17 protein-coding genes are annotated in these 19,537 nt (G+C 60.3%); 10 read left to right on the forward strand and 7 right to left on the reverse strand.

Annotation, left to right across the window (positions count from 1 at the left end):
• Window positions 1-131: 131 nt before the first annotated feature.
• Together GHO25_RS22910 and GHO25_RS22915 are read right to left on the reverse strand one after the other, a co-directional pair.
• Window positions 132-986 carry a sulfurtransferase gene (locus GHO25_RS22910; protein WP_048371009.1) on the reverse strand — a complete coding sequence of 285 codons (855 nt, stop codon included), beginning with the start codon at window positions 984-986 and terminating at the stop codon, window positions 132-134.
• Between the two features lie 30 nt (window positions 987-1,016).
• Window positions 1,017-1,685: a TetR/AcrR family transcriptional regulator gene (locus tag GHO25_RS22915; protein WP_048371011.1), complete on the reverse strand. Its 669-nt coding sequence runs from the start codon at window positions 1,683-1,685 to the stop codon at window positions 1,017-1,019.
• Between the two features lie 156 nt (window positions 1,686-1,841).
• Between GHO25_RS22915 and GHO25_RS22920 the strand changes: the two genes are divergently transcribed.
• From GHO25_RS22920 to GHO25_RS22940, 5 genes are all read left to right on the forward strand, one after another.
• Window positions 1,842-3,272: a coniferyl aldehyde dehydrogenase gene (locus tag GHO25_RS22920; RefSeq protein WP_153392567.1), complete on the forward strand. Its 1,431-nt coding sequence runs from the start codon at window positions 1,842-1,844 to the stop codon at window positions 3,270-3,272.
• 22 nt (window positions 3,273-3,294) lie between these two features.
• On the forward strand, window positions 3,295-3,840 hold the full coding sequence (locus GHO25_RS22925; RefSeq protein WP_048371015.1) for a hypothetical protein: 546 nt from the start codon (window positions 3,295-3,297) through the stop codon (window positions 3,838-3,840).
• A 33-nt stretch (window positions 3,841-3,873) separates the two neighbouring features.
• Window positions 3,874-5,469: a GMC family oxidoreductase gene (locus GHO25_RS22930; RefSeq protein WP_153392570.1), complete on the forward strand. Its 1,596-nt coding sequence runs from the start codon at window positions 3,874-3,876 to the stop codon at window positions 5,467-5,469.
• 115 nt (window positions 5,470-5,584) lie between these two features.
• Entirely contained in the window at window positions 5,585-6,067 is a 483-nt protein-coding gene (gene coaD / locus GHO25_RS22935) for a pantetheine-phosphate adenylyltransferase (protein ID WP_047278434.1), read from the forward strand.
• Between the two features lie 99 nt (window positions 6,068-6,166).
• A complete protein-coding gene (locus GHO25_RS22940; RefSeq protein ID WP_003213796.1) occupies window positions 6,167-6,418 on the forward strand; it encodes a YfhL family 4Fe-4S dicluster ferredoxin in 252 nt (83 codons plus the stop codon).
• 92 nt (window positions 6,419-6,510) lie between these two features.
• On the opposite strand, the gene mutM is transcribed toward GHO25_RS22940, so the two are convergent.
• Both mutM and GHO25_RS22950 read right to left on the reverse strand, forming a co-directional pair.
• On the reverse strand, window positions 6,511-7,323 hold the full coding sequence (gene mutM / locus GHO25_RS22945) for a bifunctional DNA-formamidopyrimidine glycosylase/DNA-(apurinic or apyrimidinic site) lyase (RefSeq protein WP_048385129.1): 813 nt from the start codon (window positions 7,321-7,323) through the stop codon (window positions 6,511-6,513).
• Window positions 7,324-8,136, reverse strand: coding sequence for an HDOD domain-containing protein (locus GHO25_RS22950; protein ID WP_178110193.1), 813 nt, complete (start codon window positions 8,134-8,136; stop codon window positions 7,324-7,326).
• Between the two features lie 201 nt (window positions 8,137-8,337).
• Between GHO25_RS22950 and GHO25_RS22955 the strand changes: the two genes are divergently transcribed.
• Window positions 8,338-9,534, forward strand: coding sequence for a class I SAM-dependent rRNA methyltransferase (locus GHO25_RS22955; RefSeq protein WP_153392573.1), 1,197 nt, complete (start codon window positions 8,338-8,340; stop codon window positions 9,532-9,534).
• A 102-nt stretch (window positions 9,535-9,636) separates the two neighbouring features.
• Here GHO25_RS22955 and GHO25_RS22960 read toward each other — a convergent pair whose 3' ends face one another.
• Complete coding sequence (locus tag GHO25_RS22960) at window positions 9,637-11,322, reverse strand: DUF4153 domain-containing protein (RefSeq protein WP_153392576.1); 1,686 nt, start codon at window positions 11,320-11,322, stop codon at window positions 9,637-9,639.
• Between the two features lie 272 nt (window positions 11,323-11,594).
• Between GHO25_RS22960 and GHO25_RS22965 the strand changes: the two genes are divergently transcribed.
• Entirely contained in the window at window positions 11,595-12,734 is a 1,140-nt protein-coding gene (locus GHO25_RS22965; protein WP_153392589.1) for an MFS transporter, read from the forward strand.
• Between the two features lie 227 nt (window positions 12,735-12,961).
• On the forward strand, window positions 12,962-14,809 hold the full coding sequence (gene ilvD / locus GHO25_RS22970) for a dihydroxy-acid dehydratase (RefSeq protein ID WP_048371027.1): 1,848 nt from the start codon (window positions 12,962-12,964) through the stop codon (window positions 14,807-14,809).
• 135 nt (window positions 14,810-14,944) lie between these two features.
• Here the strand turns inward: ilvD and GHO25_RS22975 are convergent, their stop codons facing one another.
• Window positions 14,945-16,000, reverse strand: a complete 1,056-nt coding sequence (locus GHO25_RS22975) for a haloacid dehalogenase-like hydrolase (protein WP_153392579.1) — start codon at window positions 15,998-16,000, stop codon at window positions 14,945-14,947.
• Window positions 16,001-16,228: 228 nt separating this feature from the next.
• On the opposite strand from GHO25_RS22975, the gene GHO25_RS22980 reads away from it, so the two are divergent.
• A complete protein-coding gene (locus tag GHO25_RS22980) occupies window positions 16,229-17,620 on the forward strand; it encodes an L-cystine transporter (protein ID WP_153327129.1) in 1,392 nt (463 codons plus the stop codon).
• Between the two features lie 95 nt (window positions 17,621-17,715).
• Here GHO25_RS22980 and GHO25_RS22985 read toward each other — a convergent pair whose 3' ends face one another.
• Entirely contained in the window at window positions 17,716-18,228 is a 513-nt protein-coding gene (locus tag GHO25_RS22985; RefSeq protein WP_153392582.1) for a dihydrofolate reductase, read from the reverse strand.
• Window positions 18,229-18,326: 98 nt separating this feature from the next.
• Between GHO25_RS22985 and GHO25_RS22990 the strand changes: the two genes are divergently transcribed.
• Window positions 18,327-19,537, forward strand: a 1,211-nt coding sequence (locus GHO25_RS22990; RefSeq protein WP_178110192.1) for a DUF2868 domain-containing protein, incomplete at its 3' end; no start/stop codon positions are given.

Consider the following 19,537-nt stretch of genomic DNA (forward strand, 5'->3'; position numbering starts at 1 on the left):
AAAGTGTTCGCGATGTCTCCGAACATTGTGTTCGCTATGTCCCCGGTCCATACAGGGAGAGGGCTAGGGTGAGGGGGCTTTTGATTCTTTTAAAGATCAAAAGATCGCGAGACAAGCTCGCTCCTACGGGGTCAATCCCCGGTTGCGACACCTCGTGCCGGGTCGTTGATCCATTCGCTCCATGAGCCCGCATAGAGTTTGCCCAGCGGGTAGCCCGCCAATCCCAATGCAAACAGGTTGTGGCACGCCGTCACGCCCGAGCCGCAATACGCCACCAGTTCATCCGGCGAGCGGCCCGCCAGTTGTTCGGCAAATCGCTGTTTAAGTTGCTCGGCTGGCAAGAAGCGCCCGCTGCTGTCGAGGTTTTCATTGAACGCCGCACATTGCGCCCCAGGGATATGCCCGGCAATCGGGTCAATCGGCTCAACCTCGCCGCGAAAACGTGGCTTGGCGCGAGCGTCGATCAGGGTCAACCCCGGCTGGCCCAAGCGCGCTTGCAATTGCTCAGCGCTCAGCACCAAGTGGCTATCCGGCTGACCATCAAAGGTGCCAGGCACAACATCGGGCTCGTCCGTGGTCAGTTTGAAACCCGCCGCATGCCAAGCCTTTAACCCGCCATCGAGAATAAACACGCCATCGCGCTTGCCCAGCCACGCCAGCAACCACCACGCACGGGCCGCAAATGCACCGGGACCATCGTCATACAGCACCACATCGCTGTCCTGGTTGATGCCCCATGCCCGCAGTTGTTCAAGCAAGGCGGACGGTTCAGGCAACGGATGGCGCCCCGTGACGCCTTTAATCACCGGGCCGCTGAGGTGACGCTCAAGGTCGGCAAATTGCGCACCGGCAATATGGCCTTCAACATAACTGCTGTGCCCGTATTCCGGGTCTTCCAGGGCAAAACGGCAATCCAGAATGACCAATCCGGGGTGCGCCTGACGTTCGTTCAGGGCTTGAGGGCTGATCAGTTGCGCAACGGGCATGGCGAACTCCTGAGGGGGATGGGAACAGCGCTACTGTACGACCAATGTCTTTTGCAATGGAACGTAATATTCCTTGAGCAACTCATCAACCGCAGCACGGTACGGCGGCGTTACATAGCCCGATTCCAGTATCAGCAGTTGGTAGATTCCGCGGGTCAGCGCCTCTTCGGACAGGTGGGTGGCGTTCTCGCGCGTGGTGCACAAAAACCCCACCCAGGACGTCAGGATGATCCAGGCATTGAGCGTCAGCGATTCGATTTGCTGGGGCGTCATGTCGAGAATGCCCGCCTGCACAAACCCCGAATAAATGGCTTGGCCCTGAGCCAGGCATTGCGTGGAAAAGCACCGATAACGCACGGCCAGTTCAGAGTCGCTGAGCAGCAGGTGTTCAATGTCACGGTACAAAAAGCGGTAACGCCACATGGCATTGAGCAGGTGCTTCAAGTAGTCGCGTTTGTCGCTGACGTCAGGCAAACGACCCTCGGGCGGGCGCAGAAAGTCCAGCACCAGCACCTCGTACTCGCTAAACAGCACCGAGATAATCGCCTGCTTGTTGGGGAAGTGGTAATACAGATTACCCGGCGAAATCTCCATGTGAGCCGCAATGTGGTTGGTGCTGACATTGCGTTCACCCAGCTGGTTAAACAACTCCAGGCTGGTATTGATGATGCGCTGGCTGGTTTTTAATCGTGCGGCCATGGATTGGTCTTCGATGAATATCGAAAAACATCTTAAAGCCTAACCACCGTGGCTCAAACAGCCCGAGTGGCAGACCCCCAATTGACAACATAGAGCGCAGGCTCTAAAAACATCTTGGCTCTTACGAGAACCCCAAACATCCGCAGGGAGCGAACGATGTCTACCGACAGTGCCCATCGCCACAGTTCCTCCAGCGCCTTGGACGATCTCCACAACCTTTTCGCCCTGCAGCGAAAAGCCTACACAGCTCATCCGCTCCCACCAATAGCACAACGCCAGCAATGGTTGAAGAGCCTGCGAGTATTGCTGAGCCGCGAGCGCGAAGTGTTGATTGACGCCATCAGCCAGGACTTCAGCCACCGCAGCCCCGACGAAACCTTGTTTGCCGAGCTGATGCCCAGCTTGCAGGGCATTGACTACACCCTCAAACACCTCAAACGCTGGATGAAGCCGTCATCGCGTCATGTGGGCGTGATGTTCCAGCCCGCCAGCGCCAAGGTGGTGTATCAGCCCGTGGGCGTGGTGGGTGTAATCGTGCCGTGGAACTACCCGCTGTATTTGGCCATGGGGCCTTTGATCGGCGCTTTGGCGGCGGGCAATCGGGTGATGCTCAAACTCAGTGAGTACACGCCAGCCACCGGTCGTTTGCTCAAAGACCTGCTGGGGCGGATTTTCCCCGAGGACATGGTTGCTGTGGTGTTGGGCGACGCCGAGGTTGCCGTGGCGTTCTCCGGACTGCCCTTCGACCACCTGCTGTTCACGGGTTCGACCTATGTCGGCAAGCAGGTGATGCGTGCCGCCGCCGATAACCTGACCCCGGTGACGCTGGAGTTGGGCGGCAAATCCCCTGCGATCGTTTCGGCTGAGGTGCCACTCAAAGACGCCGCCCGGCGCATTGCCTGGGGCAAAACCCTGAACGCCGGGCAAACCTGCATCGCGCCCGACTATGTGCTAGTGCCGCACGAGCGGGTCGACGGGTTTATCGAGGCTTACCGCCAGGCCGTACTCGATTTTTATCCAACGCTGGCCGACAACCCCGACTACACCGCCATCATCAGCGAGCGCCAATTGGCGCGGCTTGAGCACCTGCAAACAGACGCCAGCGAAAAAGGCGCCCGGCTGATCCCGCTCTATGCCCAAGGCCAGGGGCGGCGCATGCCCCACGCGTTGCTGCTGAATGTGAACGACCAGATGCAGGTCATGCAGGACGAGATCTTCGGCCCGCTGCTGCCTGTTGTCGCGTACAGCACGCTCGATGAAGCGCTTGCCTACATCAACTCAAGACCTCGCCCACTCGCGCTCTATTACTTCGGGTACAACAAGGCCGAACAACAGCGCGTCATCGAAGACACCCACTCGGGCGGCGTCTGCATTAACGACACGCTGCTGCACGTGGCCATCGACGACCTGCCGTTTGGCGGCATCGGCCAGAGCGGGATGGGGCGTTACCACGGGCACGAAGGTTTCCTGACGTTCAGCCACGCCAAAGGGGTGTTGAGCAAACAGCGCTGGAACAGTTCGCTGGCGATTTACCCGCCGTATGGCCGGTCGCTGGTACGCCTGATTCAAAAGCTGTTTATCCGATAGCCTCAAACGGCGAGACCAAGCCATGCCGGAATTTCTGGAAGAACCGACGCTACTGTCCCGCCGTGGCGTTTTAAAAGTCGGCCTTTGCGCCTCGGCTTTTCTGGCCACTGCCGGGCTGGGCGCCAGCCTCAGCGGCTGCTCGGCTACTTTCAGCGCTCGGGGTTTCAGGGTGCTGCGCAGCACAGACCTGGTGTTTTTACAGGCGCTGGTGCCGGTGATGCTGGCGGGCAGCATTTCGCACACCTCCCTGCCGGGAGCGACAGACGCCACCTTGCACACGCTGGACAACAACCTGGCTCACCTCTCGCCAGAGCTGCTCAAGCTGACCTTGCAGCTATTCGACGTGCTGGCCATGCCCGTCACTCGCGGCCCGCTCACGGGGCTTTGGAGCAGCTGGGAGAAGACCACCCCCGATCAAATCCGCTACTTCCTGCATCGCTGGCAAAACAGCAGCTTGAGCCTGTTGCGCATGGGCCATGCCTCGCTGCTGCAACTGGTGATGATGAGCGGCTACGAAAAGCCCGAGTTGTGGCCCCATTGCGGGTATCCCGGCCCGCCGACGATTTGATTCACACAATAATAATTTTCATGAGACGTCCTTATGCCTGTACCCGATCTATTCCGCGAAGGCCTGGCACGCGGATGGAAAACCCATAACGGCTCAACCCTCGACAACGACCTGACGCTGGAAGCCGACATTGCCATTATTGGCAGCGGCGCCGGGGGCGGCACGACGGCTGAAATCCTCAGTAATGCGGGCTTCAAAGTGCTGCTGATCGAAGAAGGACCGCTCAAGACCAGCAGCGATTTCAAGCTGCTCGAAGGCGAGGCCTACACCAGCCTGTATCAGGAAGGCATCGGGCGCATGAGCAAAGACGGCGCCATCAGCATCCTGCAAGGCCGCGCGGTGGGCGGGACGACCCTGGTCAACTGGACCTCAAGCTTTCGCACCCCGGCGCCGACGCTGGAGCACTGGGCCCGCGAGCATGCGGTCAGCGGCCACAGCGAAGCCGCCATGGCGCCCTGGTTTGCGCAGATGGAGCAACGGCTCGGCGTGGCCCCGTGGCTGATCCCGCCCAACGCCAACAACGAAGTAATCCGCACCGGTTGTGAAAAACTCGGCTACCGCTGGCAGGTAATCCCGCGCAATGTGCGCGGCTGCTGGAACCTCGGTTATTGCGGCATGGGCTGCCCGACCAATGCCAAGCAGTCGATGCTGGTGACGACCATCCCCGCGACCCTCGAAAACGGCGGCGAGTTGCTGTACCTGGCCCGCGCCCAGCGTTTGTTGATTGCAGGTGATCAGGTCACCGGCCTGGAGTGCCAAGCCATGGACAGACGCAGCGTGGCGCCCACAGGTTGCACCATTACGGTCAAGGCGCGGCATTACGTGCTGGCGGGCGGCGGCATCAACAGCCCCGGCCTGCTGCTGCGCTCAGAGGCGCCCGACCCGTACAGGCGAGTGGGCAAGCGTACGTTTCTGCACCTGGTCAACTTCTCGGCTGCGCAGTTTGCGACGGCGATCAATCCGTTTTACGGCGCCCCGCAGTCGATTTACACAGACCATTTTCAGTGGCAAGACGGCGCAACCGGCCCCATGGGCTACAAACTCGAAGTGCCGCCCTTGCACCCGGCGCTGGCCGCCACCTTGTTTGGCGGCTACGGCGAAACCAACGCAGAACACATGGCGCAACTGCCCAACACCCACATGATGCTGGCCCTGATGCGCGACGGCTTTCACCCCGACAGCCCCGGCGGCAACGTTGAATTACGCAGTGACGGCAGCCCCGTGCTCGATTACAGCGTCACGCCGTATAGCTGGGACGGGCTCAGGCGGGCGTTCCACAGCATGGCCGAGATCCAGTTTGCCGCCGGGGCCAGCGCGGTGATGCCGTTGCACAGCGATGCGCGCTACATGAAAACCCTGGGCGAAACCCGCGAGCACATCAACAACCTGAGCCTTGAGCGGTATCGAACGCGCCTGGCCAGCGCCCATGTGATGGGCGGCTGCGCCATGGGGGAAAACCCGCACCTGGCGGTCACCGACAGCCTTGGGCGCCATCATCAGTTACGCAATCTGTCGATCCATGATGGCTCTTTGTTCCCCACCAGCATCGGCGCCAACCCACAATTGTCGGTGTACGCACTCACAGCCAAACTCGCTACACAGCTGGCCCAACGGCTTAAAAATCCGTGAAAAAGGAGTTAACTGGCGGCGTCTATAGTGCTTTCTTCTTAAATTGGCGACTTGGCCGACCGGGAATGCTGCGATACCATCCGACTCCCCAACGGATTCCCGCCAGGACGACGCGATGAACCGAGTGTTGTACCCAGGTACATTTGACCCCATTACCAAGGGGCATGGCGATCTGGTCGAGCGCGCCTCGCGCCTGTTCGATCACGTGATCATTGCGGTCGCGGCCAGCCCCAAAAAAAACCCGCTCTTCCCTCTGGAACAGCGCGTTGAGCTGGCGCGTGAGGTCACCAAGCACCTGCCCAATGTCGAGGTAGTCGGCTTCTCGACGCTGCTAGCGCACTTCGCCAAAGAACAGAACGCCAATGTATTTCTGCGTGGCCTGCGTGCCGTGTCGGACTTCGAGTACGAGTTTCAGCTGGCGAACATGAATCGCCAATTGGCACCGGACGTCGAAAGCCTGTTTCTGACGCCGTCCGAGCGCTATTCGTTTATATCGTCGACGTTAGTCCGTGAAATCGCGGCTTTGGGCGGCGATATCAGCAAGTTTGTCCACCCGGCTGTGGCTGACGCCCTGACCGAGCGGTTTCGCAAGAAGTAACCGCTGAAGCGGCGCCCGCGTGCACTGCGGGCGCCAATGCGGCACAATTGCCGCATTCGATTTTAGTTGCCCGGGCAAACCGCCCCGGCCGGAGTACCCATGTCCCTGATCATCACCGACGATTGCATTAACTGCGACGTCTGCGAACCCGAGTGTCCGAACGCTGCTATTTCCCAGGGTGAAGAGATCTACGTGATCGACCCGAACCTGTGCACCCAGTGCGTAGGCCACTACGACGAGCCGCAATGCCAGCAGGTATGCCCGGTCGACTGCATCCCGCTGGATGAAGCCCACCCGGAAACCGAAGAACAGCTGATGGAAAAATACCGGCTGATCACGGGTAAGGCGTAAGGGTTGCCTCTGTAGGAGCGAGCTTGCCTCGCGATCTTTCGCTTTTAAAGATCAAAAGATCGCGAGGCAAGCTCGCTCCTACAGGTTCGGGGTTACTTCTGGCAGCGTGGGCAGAACACGCTGGCTCGCTGGCCCAGTTTGACCTCGCGCAGTTCGGTACCGCAGACCTTGCACGCCTCGTAAGCGCGGCCGTACACGAACAGTTCCTGCTGGAAATAACCCGGCTGGCCGTCACCGCCGATAAAGTCACGCAGCGTGGTACCGCCCCGCTCTATCGCCGCCGCCAGAATCCGCTTGATCTCAATCGCCAGCTTTAAATAACGCGCCCGCGAAATGCTCCCGGCCTCGCGGCGCGGGTCAATGCCTGCGGCAAACAGCGCTTCGGTCGCATAGATATTGCCCACGCCCACCACCACCGCGTTGTCCATGATGAAGGGCTTGACCGCCATCGAACGCTTGCGCGACAGCTGGAACAACCGCTCGCCATCAAACAGGTCGGTCAACGGCTCCGGCCCCAGCTTGATCAGCAGTTCGTGGTTCAGCGGGTCAAGGCTCCAGAGCATGGCGCCAAAGCGCCGCGGGTCGGTGTAGCGCAAGGCCAGCCCCGACTCCAGCTCGATGTCGACGTGCTCATGCTTGAGCGCCGGCAGGCCCGCCTCGACCAGACGCAAATTGCCCGACATGCCCAAGTGGCTGATCAACGTCCCGACTTCGGCGTTGATCAGCAAATACTTGGCGCGCCGCTCAACCTGCACGATTTTCTGCCCGGACAAACGCACATCCAGGTCTTCGGGGATCGGCCAGCGCAAACGCCGGTCACGCACGATGACCCGGCTGACCCGCTGCCCTTCAAGGTGCGGGGCAATGCCCCGGCGGGTGGTTTCGACTTCTGGTAACTCAGGCATCTAGTCAGCCCCTAACTCGCGGATACTTTCTTTCACGTTCTCAAAGTCATACTCGGACAAACCAATGTAGTCCAGCACCAGATGGCTGATGCTGTTCCATTCATGGTCTTCGCGCTGGTTGCCAAGAACTTTGGAGGACGCACAAATGTGCTCGGCCATTTTCAGCACCGCCAGCAGGTTTTTCAGCGGGCCGTTGCGCGAGGACTCGTCGCTGAAAATCGCCAGCGCATTGTGGTGGTTGGCAATCGCCTCGGTCAGGTGCCCCGGCAAGCGCCATGATTTGGCCGTGTAGTAGCCGACCACCGCATGGTTGGTGTTGAAGTGGCGGTTTTCCGTGTCCACCACGCGACGGCCAGGGCCCGCATTGGCGTAGCCCTGTTCCAGCACATGCATGTAATCCGGGAAGCGCTTGAGCATCAGCGGGACGCCGCAATCGTGAAACAAGCCCAGCGCATAGGCTTCATCGGGCGCCGACATGCCGGTGCGCTTGGCCAGGCTCAGGCTGGTCATGGCAACGTCTTGGGCCGTGTCCCAGAAACGGTTGAGGGTGACGATGGTGTCGTCACCCATCTCGCCCTTGATCGACTGCGCATTGATCAGGTTGATCACCGTGCGGCTGCCCAGCAACGTCACTGCGCGACGAATTGAAGCGATTTTGTTGGTCAGGCCGTAATACGGCGAGTTGACGATTTTAAGCAGCGCGCCCGACAAGCCAGGGTCCTGAGCGATCAAGCGCGCAATCACCTCAAGATCCGGGTCCGGCATGTACTGCTCCATCTGCAAATCCACCATGATTTGCGGTTGAGGCGGCACGCTGATGCCTTGCAAAGCCTGACTGATCTGTTGCGATGAAAGCTCTGGGGGCATGTCTGCACACTCTGGAATAGGCGGCGATTCTAGCGGAATTTTCTGCGCGAATGGGCGCGCGATCCGACGCAATACCGCGAATCAGCCAAGCTTGCAGGTGGCGTCTAAGGCTATAATCGCGCCCTTTTCAATACCCGGAGCGACTTCATGTCCCTGCCAAGCCTGCGCCTTAAAGCCAATGCCGATCGACGCCTGCGCGCCGGCCACTTGTGGGTCTACAGCAACGAAATTGATGTAGCCACCACCCCGCTTAACGGCTTTAAAGCCGGTGACCAAGCGCTGCTCGAAACCGCAGGTGGCAAGCCGCTGGGCATCGTGGCCATGAGCCCGAACAACCTGATCTGCGCGCGCGTGCTGTCGCGTGACATCAAGCTGCCCTTGGACAAGTCGCTGCTGGTTCACCGCCTCAACATGGCCCTGTCCCTGCGTGACCGTCTGTTCGACAAGCCTTACTACCGTCTGGTGTACGGCGATTCCGACATGCTGCCAGGCCTGGTGGTTGACCGTTTCGGTGACATTCTGGTGGTGCAGTTGGCCTCTGCCACCATGGAACGCCACAAAGACGACGTGGTTGCAGCGCTGGTGCAAGTGCTCAAGCCACGCGGCATCCTGTTCAAGAACGACTCGGCAGCCCGCGATGCAGAAGGCCTTGAGCGTTACGTCGAAACCGTCTTCGGTATGGTGCCGGAGTGGGTGGCCCTGGAAGAAAACGGCGTCAAGTTCGAAGCACCGGTCATGGAAGGCCAGAAAACCGGCTGGTTCTACGACCACCGCATGAACCGCGCGCGTTTGGCCCCGTACGTCAAAGGCAAAAAAGTCCTCGACCTGTTCAGCTACATCGGTGGCTGGGGCGTGCAGGCAGCGGCGTTCGGCGCCAGCGAAGTGATCTGTGTCGATGCCTCGGGTTTCGCTCTGGACGGCGTTGATCGCAATGCCGCGCTGAACGACGTGGCCGACAAAGTCACCAGCATGGAAGGCGACGTGTTCGAAGCCCTGCGCGAGCTCAAAGCCAACGAAGAGCGCTTTGACGTGATCGTGGCGGACCCGCCGGCCTTCATCAAACGCAAAAAAGACCTGAAAAACGGCGAAGCGGCTTACCGCCGTCTCAACGAGCAGGCCATGCGTTTGCTCAACAAAGACGGGATTCTGGTCAGCGCGTCGTGCTCGATGCACTTGCCGGAAGACGATCTGCAAAACATCCTGCTGACCAGCGCCCGCCATCTGGACCGCAACATCCAGATGCTCGAACGCGGTGGCCAGGGTCCGGATCACCCGGTGCACCCGGCGATTGTCGAAACCCGCTACATCAAGAGCATCACCTGCCGTTTGCTGCCTAACACCTAAACACCCTAGTGGGAGCGGGCTTGCTCGCGATTGGCACGACACGGTTTAACTGAAAACCGCATCGCCTGCATCGCGAGCAAGCCCGCTCCCACAGGTTTAGCATCAGGGCTTATCCACCCGCGGGCTCAGCACCGCACCGCCGATCTGCAACGACTGATATCGCGGTTTCACCAGTTGGACTTCCCCTTCGCGAATCTTCTTGATCAATTCAAGCGGGTTGTCGTCCATTTCATACAGCCCGGCGCGTAGCCACTTGCCTTGGGCATTGCGCTTGAAAAAGTACAGCGGGCCCGGCCACTCCTGCTTGGGCAACTGCAACACCTCCAACTGCCCGTCCTGATCCAGATCGACAGCCCACATCGCACATCCCGGATACCGGCACAGATGGCCAGCCATGCCCAGCGCATCGAACTGCTCGCTGCCTTCCACGCCAGGGCCGATCCACTCCAGCAACCGGTCGTTCTGCGCAGCCCCGCTGCGGCCGATTTCGACGTCCTTGAGCCGTTTCAGCAGCACCGCCCGCGCAGGCTCGGTGAGTACCTCGCCGCGCTCGACTTGCGCCAACAACGTTTCATACGCATGCATGCCCGGCGCACCCAAGCGATAGCGCAAGGTGTCGGCATCAAAGGTCTCAACCGGGGTTTTACCGTTGAGCACACGCTGCACCTGATTCTGCGCACTGATCTTCAACGGGCTGAACCATGGCGTATGAATGCCCAGCAACAGCACCACGCACGCCAGCGCGATCCACGGGTTGCTGACCCGCAAGCTGCCCAGCCAGGTCGATTTCGAGGCAAACACGGCCCACAGCGCCGCCACACAATGGGCGAACACCACCAGCACCAGCAACATCGCCAGCACACGGCTAGGCGTCAGGCCGTATTGCTCAATGCGTAACCAGCTCGAATACCCGGCCAGCACCACCAGCACCGGCAAACACAGCAGGCACAGATCCACCATGCGCACGAGCCACAGCGGGTAGCCGCTGCTTTGATGACCGTCCTGAAACACCCCGTTGAGCAAGAACAGGTTGGCCGCCACCAGGCACACCATGATCGGCGTCGAATAACCGGTGTCCCAAATGGGCGCCAGACCGCTGAACGGCAAGGTAAACGTGAACACAATGGCAATCATTGAACTGAGCGGCAGCAAAAAGCGGCACAGCGTGAGCAAGATGCCACGCAACAGACCAATCACCCGGTCGTTATCACGGCCCATTTGCAGCCCCAGGGCAAACACCACGGCCGAGCTGACACAGACAAAACCATCGGTAAAAAACAGTTTGTTCAGCGCCACGATGCCGAGCATTTTGAACAGGCTGCCCCACAACAGCAGCAACGCCCAAAACACCGCATTCAACAGCAAGCCCAGTAACACGATAAACACCGTGTCCCAGGCATGCCGGAACAAATCTTCATAGCGCGGCATGCGCCCTTCACGGGTCGGCCAACTCAAGATAAACGCCGTACATATGTAGGCGATGACCACGGCAAAGCAGGTCCAGCTACCGCTCAACCAGTGGCTGTAAAGCCAGGTTTCGCTGTACTTCCAGAACACCCAGGCGCTGATCGCCGTCATCACGCAGGTAATGCCCAGCACCAGCCAGACGGCGCCTTGCTGACGCACATTGTCACCCAGCAGCAACAGGTTGATCCCGCCCACCAGCACGGCGGTCACCAGCGCGTACTTGATGCCCGGCTCGGCAATGTCACTGGCCAGCCACAGTAAAAGCCCTTGCACCAGGCCAATGGCCAGACACCCATAAACGGATCGATTAAGGGTCAGCATTCAACATCCTTATTCTTAGAAAGCGTTCGCCACTGTAGCCCCTGAGTGTAGTCACGCCCAGAGACGGGGGTAAAACCCGGCATGGCCGGACTAGAGCGCGGCGACGCAGAGAAAAGTTTTTTCTTACAGAAATACAAGTACCGGCCTACTCAGGACATCGTTGTAAAACCAGCACCGGCGCAGAACACTGCCCGCCCTGATTAACACCGGACACATCAGTGCAACCGCCCACGGACAGCCCAGCAAAACCCCGCGCAACCATTGCCTTGCTGATGACAATGACCCTGCTCGCCGTCTTCCCCCTGGACGTGGTGCTGCCCTCCTTCCCGGCCCTGTCCAGCCACTTTCGCACCACACCGTCCGACGTCGCGCAGTCGGTGAGTATTTTCGCCATCGGCCTGGCCGTGTCGCTGCTGCTGATCGGGCCTTTGTCCGATATGTTTGGGCGCAAAAAGTTGCTGCTGACCGGCATTGCCCTCGCGACCATCGGCGCAACGGGCTGCCTGTTAGCCATGGATTTCGCCTGGTTCATGTTTTTCCGCGTGGTCCAGGCCGTCGGCTGCGGTGCATTTGCCCTGTCACAAGCGCTGATCCAGGACGTGTTCGCAGGGCGCGAGCTGGAGCGCATCCGGATCTGGATGGCCACCGGCGGCGGGATCTTCATTTCCTGCTCCCCCTTGGTCGGCACCTGGCTGCAACTGTACCTGGGCTGGCAAGGCAGCTTTTATGTGTTCATCGCCCTGGCGGTGGTGGTCTGGTGCTGGTCACTGCACCTGCTGCCCGAGTCTCGCAGCCGCCACAGGCCGTCAGCACGACAGTTTTTCGCCGGGTATTGGCGGCTGTTTTCTGATATCCGCTTCGTCGGTTACTGGCTGATTTCGGCCCTGGCCTTTGCCTGCCACTTCTCGTTTATCGTCCTGTCGCCGCTGATTTTCATGGAGCACCTGCAGCTCTCGGCCTACCAGTTCGCCTGGGCCTTGCTGCTGTATGGCGCTGCGTATGTGGTCGGCGGCATCATGGCCAGCGTGCTGCACCGCAAGCTCGCCAGCGAGACACAAATCACTGCCGGCCTGTGCCTCATCGCCGCTTCCGGGCTGGTGATGCTGGGGCTTAACTGGCAATTTGGCGTGTCTGCCATCACGGTGCTGATCCCCATGCTCATCTGCACAGCAGGCACCACCATTTGCAGGCCCATCGCCAACTCCAAAGCCATGAGCCTCTACCCGCAACTCGCGGGCACATCGACCTCCGCTGGATGCCTGCTGATTTTCATGTGCGGCGGCCTGATCAGCCTGGTGATCAACCTGGCCGACGATCACCTGACCAGCACCCTGGCCGTGTGCTTTTTGATCCTGAGCGCCATCGCGCTCGGTTTGAATGAGCTGATCCGCGAGCGGGCGCTCGTCCCGTAGCCGCTATCTTCACGGTTTGGACCATTCCCTCCCACCGCCAGCCGTGTAGAATCGACGCATTCATCGCCAATCATCCCCGGCGGGTTTATGAGCTCAAGCCCAAGCGTGCGGCGATCCCGCAGCGTTCACGGCAACTAGTGGATACGTGGTCATTTTCTGTGTGATCCCCTAGCGATTAGAAGCTCACTTCCCTGTTTGTTACCTGATTAGCCGCCCGGAGCTGTTCCATGCCTGACTATCGTTCCAAGACCTCCACCCACGGCCGCAATATGGCCGGCGCCCGCGCATTGTGGCGCGCCACGGGGATGAAAGATGCCGACTTCAAAAAGCCGATCATCGCCATTGCCAACTCCTTTACCCAGTTCGTACCCGGCCACGTCCACCTCAAGGACATGGGCCAACTGGTGGCCCGCGAGATCGAACGGGCTGGCGGCGTTGCCAAAGAATTCAACACCATTGCCGTAGACGACGGCATCGCCATGGGCCACGACGGCATGCTGTATTCGCTGCCGAGCCGCGAGATCATTGCCGACGCCGTCGAGTACATGGTCAACGCCCACTGCGCCGACGCCATTGTGTGTATTTCCAACTGCGACAAAATCACCCCTGGCATGCTGATGGCCGCACTGCGCCTCAACATCCCGGTGATTTTCGTGTCGGGCGGGCCGATGGAAGCGGGCAAAACCAAGCTCGCCAGCCACGGCCTCGACCTGGTCGATGCCATGGTCATCGCCGCCGACTCCAGCGCTTCTGACGAGAAGGTTGCCGAGTACGAGCGTAGCGCCTGCCCAACGTGCGGTTCGTGCTCCGGCATGTTCACCGCCAACTCCATGAACTGCCTGACCGAAGCCCTGGGCCTGGCCTTGCCGGGCAACGGTTCGACCCTGGCGACCCACAGCGACCGCGAGCAACTGTTCCTGCAGGCAGGCCGCACCATCGTCGACCTGTGCCGCCAGTACTACGTCGAAAACGACGAATCGGTATTGCCGCGCAACATTGCCAACTTCAAGGCGTTCGAAAACGCCATGACGCTGGACATCGCCATGGGCGGCTCGACCAACACCATCCTGCACTTGCTGGCCGCTGCCCAAGAGGCCGAGATCGACTTCGACCTCAAAGACATCGACCGCCTGTCGCGCCATGTGCCGCAGCTGTGCAAAGTGGCGCCGAACATCCAGAAGTACCACATGGAAGACGTGCACCGCGCTGGCGGCATTTTCTCCATCCTCGGTTCGTTGGCCCGTGGCGGCTTGCTGCACACCGACTTGCCGACCGTGCACAGCGCGACCATGGCGGATGCCATCGCCAAGTGGGACATCACCCAGACCGACGACGAAGCCGTGCACACGTTCTTCCGTGCAGGCCCTGCCGGTATCCCGACGCAGACCGCGTTCAGCCAGTCGACCCGCTGGGACACCCTGGACGACGACCGTGAAAACGGCTGCATCCGCAGTGTCGAGCACGCCTACTCGCAAGAAGGCGGCCTGGCCGTGCTGTACGGCAACATCGCGCTGGACGGTTGCGTGGTGAAAACCGCCGGTGTTGACGAGTCGATCCACGTGTTTGAAGGCAACGCCAAGATCTTTGAAAGCCAGGACAGCGCCGTGCGCGGCATTCTGGCTGACGAAGTGAAGGCCGGTGACATCGTGATCATCCGTTACGAAGGCCCTAAAGGCGGCCCGGGCATGCAAGAGATGCTGTACCCGACGTCGTACCTGAAATCCAAAGGTCTGGGCAAAGCCTGCGCCTTGCTGACCGACGGCCGTTTCTCGGGCGGCACCTCGGGCCTGTCCATCGGCCACGCTTCGCCAGAAGCCGCCGCCGGTGGTGCGATTGGTCTGGTACAAGATGGCGACAAAGTGCTGATCGACATTCCGAACCGCTCGATCAACCTGTTGGTCAGCGACGAAGAACTGGCGGCACGCCGTGTTGCGCAGGATAAAAAGGGCTGGAAGCCGGTTGAAGTCCGCCCACGCAAAGTCACCACCGCCCTCAAGGCCTACGCCTTGCTGGCCACCAGCGCCGACAAGGGCGCGGTGCGTGATAAGGCGCTGCTGGACAAATTGGTGCCATAAGCCAACGCGTTATACAAAAATCCCGGCCATGTGCCGGGATTTTTTGTGCCACACCGCCCCTGTAGGAGCGAGCTTGCTCGCGAGCTTTTAAAAGATCAAAAGATCGCGAGGCAAGCTCGCTCCTACAACAGAGAGTTACTGGATTTCGTCTGGTTTGACGATCACCCAGTTTTTGTCCGCCGTCACCGCCAAGCCGGCTTTGGCCTGGGCCGCTGCGTTTTTGGCAATCATGCCTTGCAGCTGCGCCATGTATTTGTCTTTACGGTTTATCCACAGGTGGATCCCGCCTTTGTCCACGTCAACGCTGTGGAACAACATGTAGCCGTCACTCGCTGGCGTATCGCCGCCCACCAGCACCGGTTTTTTCCATTGGTCGATGTAGGTCAGGATCGCCGCCTGTTTGCCTGCCATCCAGGTGGCCGGGGTCCAGAGGTAAGGCGTGAGTTCCAGGCCCATGTTGGCCTCTTCGTTGTACGTGCCCGCGCTGATCTGTTTACGCGCCGTGGTCAGCTCGCCGGTGTCGCGGTTTTTCAGCAGGGTGCTGACACCGATGACGTTCTGCGGTTTGACGTTGTAGCCGTACTTGGGATCGGCCGCGACCATGCGCACCAACTCTTCTGAAGCGGCGGTCATGACGTACACGTCGATGCCGTTTTCCATCAGCTTGTTGAACAGTTCAACCTGACCGGCAAACACCTTGGGCGGCTGGATTTCAGCGGTCTTGACCGTGTCGCCTTCGTAGTAAGAGACCGGGATCGGCTGGCCGGACGCCATTAACTCATCCACATAGCCTTTGAGCTGTTGCAGGGTGAAGCCCGAAAACACCTGCGCCACCCACGGGTAGCAGACCATGTCGTCGATTTCGCACAAACGGTAGTAGTAGCTGAACAGGCTTTCCTGGTGCTCGGCCGTGTCTTTGAACGGGATGAGCTTGAGGGACGGGTCCAGGCTGTCACGGGTGATCAGGCCGAGGTTTTCCATGTACGGCAGCAACGCTTCTTCAAGGTCATTGCGGTAGCTGGTGTTGTCCATGTCAAAGACCGCGAAGTTTCCTTTGTTCGCGTTGGCCGCAATCATGGCGTTCAATTGCTTCGCCTGATCGGCCGGCCAGTGTTCCAATTCGGTTGCCAACACCTGCCCGGCCAAGCCCAAACACAGGGTTGCAGCTATCAACTTCGCCGTCAGCCTCATCGACTATGCTCCTTAAGAAAGGCGACGACGCTAGCAAACCTCTGTGACAGTTTTAGCGTGGATGCGACCTCGACCGTCTTGATAACGCCATGCGCTTATTCCAAAAGTGAAGGTGGTCATTCCAGAACGATATATTTCGAGCTATATCAACCTGTTAGCATTTCCGGTTCGAAAATTTTATCGCTTGAAGACGTCACCTGCGTCGTCCCCCTCTCCCCCGGAGCCCTCATGAATGTCCCGCTGATTCTCAATCTGCTGGTGTTCCTCGCGTTGCTGTTCGGCTTGTCGCTGACCCGCCACACCGCGTGGAGCCTGGCAAAAAAAGTCCTGCTGGCGCTGGTTATCGGCGTGCTCTTTGGCTTGGGCTTGCACCTGGTCTACGGCACGGACAGCCAAACCCTGAAAACCTCCATCGGCTGGTTCGAACTGGTCGGCAGTGGCTACGTGCAACTGCTGCAGATGATCGTCATCCCGCTGGTCTTTGCCTCGATCCTGAGCGCCGTGGCGCGCCTGCATAACGCCTCGTCGCTGGGCAAGATCAGTTTCCTGACCATCGGCACGTTGCTGTTTACCACCATGATCGCGGCGCTGGTGGGCATCGGCCTGACCAACCTGTTTGGTCTCACCGCCGATGGCCTGGTCGCGGGCGCTGCCGAAATCAGCCGCCTGCACGTGATCCAGAGCGACTACGCCGGCAAGGTCTCAGACCTTAACGTGCCGCAGTTGCTGCTGTCGTTTATCCCGCAGAACCCGTTCGCTGACCTGGCCCGCGCCAAGCCGACGTCGATCATCAGCGTGGTGATCTTCGCCGCCTTCCTTGGCATTGCCGCCCTGCAACTGTTCAAGGACGAGCCGGAAAAAGGCAGCAAAGTGCTCAACGCCATCGACACCCTGCAAGCCTGGGTGATGCGCTTGGTGCGTCTGGTGATGAAACTGACCCCGTACGGCGTGTTGGCGCTGATGACCAAAGTGGTCGCCACCTCCAACCTGCAAGACATCCTCAAGCTGGGCAGCTTTGTGGTGGTGTCGTACATCGGCCTGGCGCTGATGTTCGTGATTCACGGGGTGATTTTGTCGGTGTCGGGCGTTAACCCGCTGCGCTTCTTCCGCAAAGTCTGGCCGGTGCTGACCTTCGCCTTCACCAGCCGTTCGAGCGCGGCGAGCATCCCGCTGAGCATCGAAGCGCAAACTCGCCGCTTGGGCATTCCGGCTTCGATTGCCAGCTTTGCTGCCTCGTTTGGCGCGACCATCGGGCAAAACGGCTGTGCCGGTCTGTACCCGGCCATGTTGGCGGTGATGGTTGCACCGACGGTCGGCATCAACCCGCTGGACCCGGTGTGGATCGCTTCGTTGGTGGCCATTGTGACCATCAGTTCGGTGGGCGTTGCGGGCGTGGGCGGCGGTGCAACCTTCGCGGCCCTGATCGTGCTCCCGGCCATGGGCTTGCCGGTGTCGTTGGTGGCGTTGCTGATCTCGGTCGAGCCTTTGATCGACATGGGCCGCACGGCGCTGAACGTCAGCGGCTCAATGGTCGCCGGTACAGTCACCAGCCAAGCGTTGCACCAGACCGACAAGGCCATTCTGGCCGAAGACGATCATGGTGATCTGGCGCACGCCTAACCCTCAATCCCTTGTAGGAGCGAGCTTGCCTCGCGATCTTTTAGAAGATCAAAAGATCGCGAGGCAAGCTCGCTCCTACAGGGGATGTGTCAGCCTTACAGCCGTTCCCACACCTCAAAGCTGAACGCCGGTTTTCCCTCTGCGGCGTCATGCTTGTCTTCTGACACCAACGTCCACTGCGCCTGATCGAACTCAGGAAACCACGCATCCCCTTGCGGGCTCAGATCCACACGCGTCAGGTACAGCCGGTCGGCATCCGCCAGCCCTTGGGTGTACAACTGCGCGCCGCCAATCAGCATCAGCTCGTTCACTTCGTGCTCAATGGCCCAGGCTTCGGCGCGCTCGACGGCGGCCTCCAGCGAGGCAAACACTTCGGCACCTTCGAGCTGCAAGCCGGTCTGACGACTTACCACCAGGTTCAAGCGCCCCGGCAGCGGGCGGCCCAGCGAATCCCAGGTCTTGCGACCCATGATGATCGGCTTGCCCAAGGTGGTGGCCTTGAAATATTTGAAATCCGCCGGCAAATGCCACGGCATGCTGTTGTCGACGCCGATCACGCGGTTTTCACCGAGGGCCGCGATCAGGCTGAGGGGGAGTGATTTTTTCATACCGCCGAGGATACCAGAGCCGCCGGCGCTGTCAGTACCCGGCCTGACTAACCGGCATACAGCGGTTATGCTCATGACTCACTTGAATGGAATGCCGCGTGACTGAACTTTCCCCGTTGCAACGTCTTTGGCTGACCGAAACCGTGCGCCTGCGTGAAGAGCACGCTGGCCCGCTGGACGATCTGGAAGCCAACCGCCGCGCCCGCAGCAGTGCCGGTGATCTGAGCACACGCCTGCAAAACCGTGCGCTGTGGCTGGCCGAGCGCGATGGCCTGGTTACGGCCATGCGCCATTGGCTGCAAGGCTCGCGCCTGGCGCTACTGGGCCTCGCCGTGCTGGCCGTCATCAGCGGCGGCGGGCTGGCCTTTGCCGCGCTGGGCAATGGGCAAACCCCGGTCAATGTGTTCTGGGCACTCGGCAGCCTGCTCGGCATCAACCTGATTTTGCTGATCAGTTGGCTGCTGGGGCTGGTTTTCGCCGGTGAACACAGCGCCAGCCTTGGCCGTTTGTGGCTGTGGCTCAGCGACAAATTTGCCCGCGACGCCAAGGCCGCGCAGTTGGCCCCGGCGTTGTTGCTGGTGCTGCAACGGCAAAAACTCAATCGCTGGGCGCTGGGCACCTTGGTTAATGGTTTGTGGCTGCTGGCAATGCTCAGCGCGCTGACGCTCATGCTCTTGCTGATGGCCACCCGCCGTTACGGCTTTGTCTGGGAAACCACCATTTTGAGCGCCGATGTGTTTGTCAGCGCCACCCGCGCTTTGGGCGTGGTGCCCGGCTGGCTGGGGTTTAGCGGGCCGACCGAAGCAATGATCCGCGCCAGCACCGACACCGCTTACAGCAGCGAAGCCGTGCGTCAGGCCTGGGCCGTGTGGCTGGTGGGCGTGCTCGTGGTCTACGGTGTGTTGCCGCGTCTGTTGCTCGCGGCCTTCTGCCGCTGGCGCTGGATCCGGGGGCGCAACGCGCTGCAACTGGACCTCACCCTGCCCGGCTACAGCCAACTGCGCGAACGCCTGATGCCAAGCAGCGAGCGCCTTGGGGTCAACGACGTAGCCCCCGAGCAGTTGCATAACGTGCACGCCGGGCAAACCGACCTGGACACCGAGGGCGCGCTGATCGTCGCCATCGAGCTGGACGACCAGCACCCGTGGCCGCCCAAACTGCCGACCACGGTCAAAGACGCGGGCATCCTCGACAGCCGCGAATCCCGGCAAAAACTGCTGGAGCAAATGACCCGTTTTCCGCCTGCACGGCTGGCGATTGCCTGCGACCCACGGCGCTCGCCCGACCGGGGCAGCCTTGCGCTGATCGG

This window comes from Pseudomonas sp. FSL R10-1350 (assembly GCF_009600525.1).
Classification (GTDB): domain Bacteria; phylum Pseudomonadota; class Gammaproteobacteria; order Pseudomonadales; family Pseudomonadaceae; genus Aquipseudomonas; species Aquipseudomonas helleri.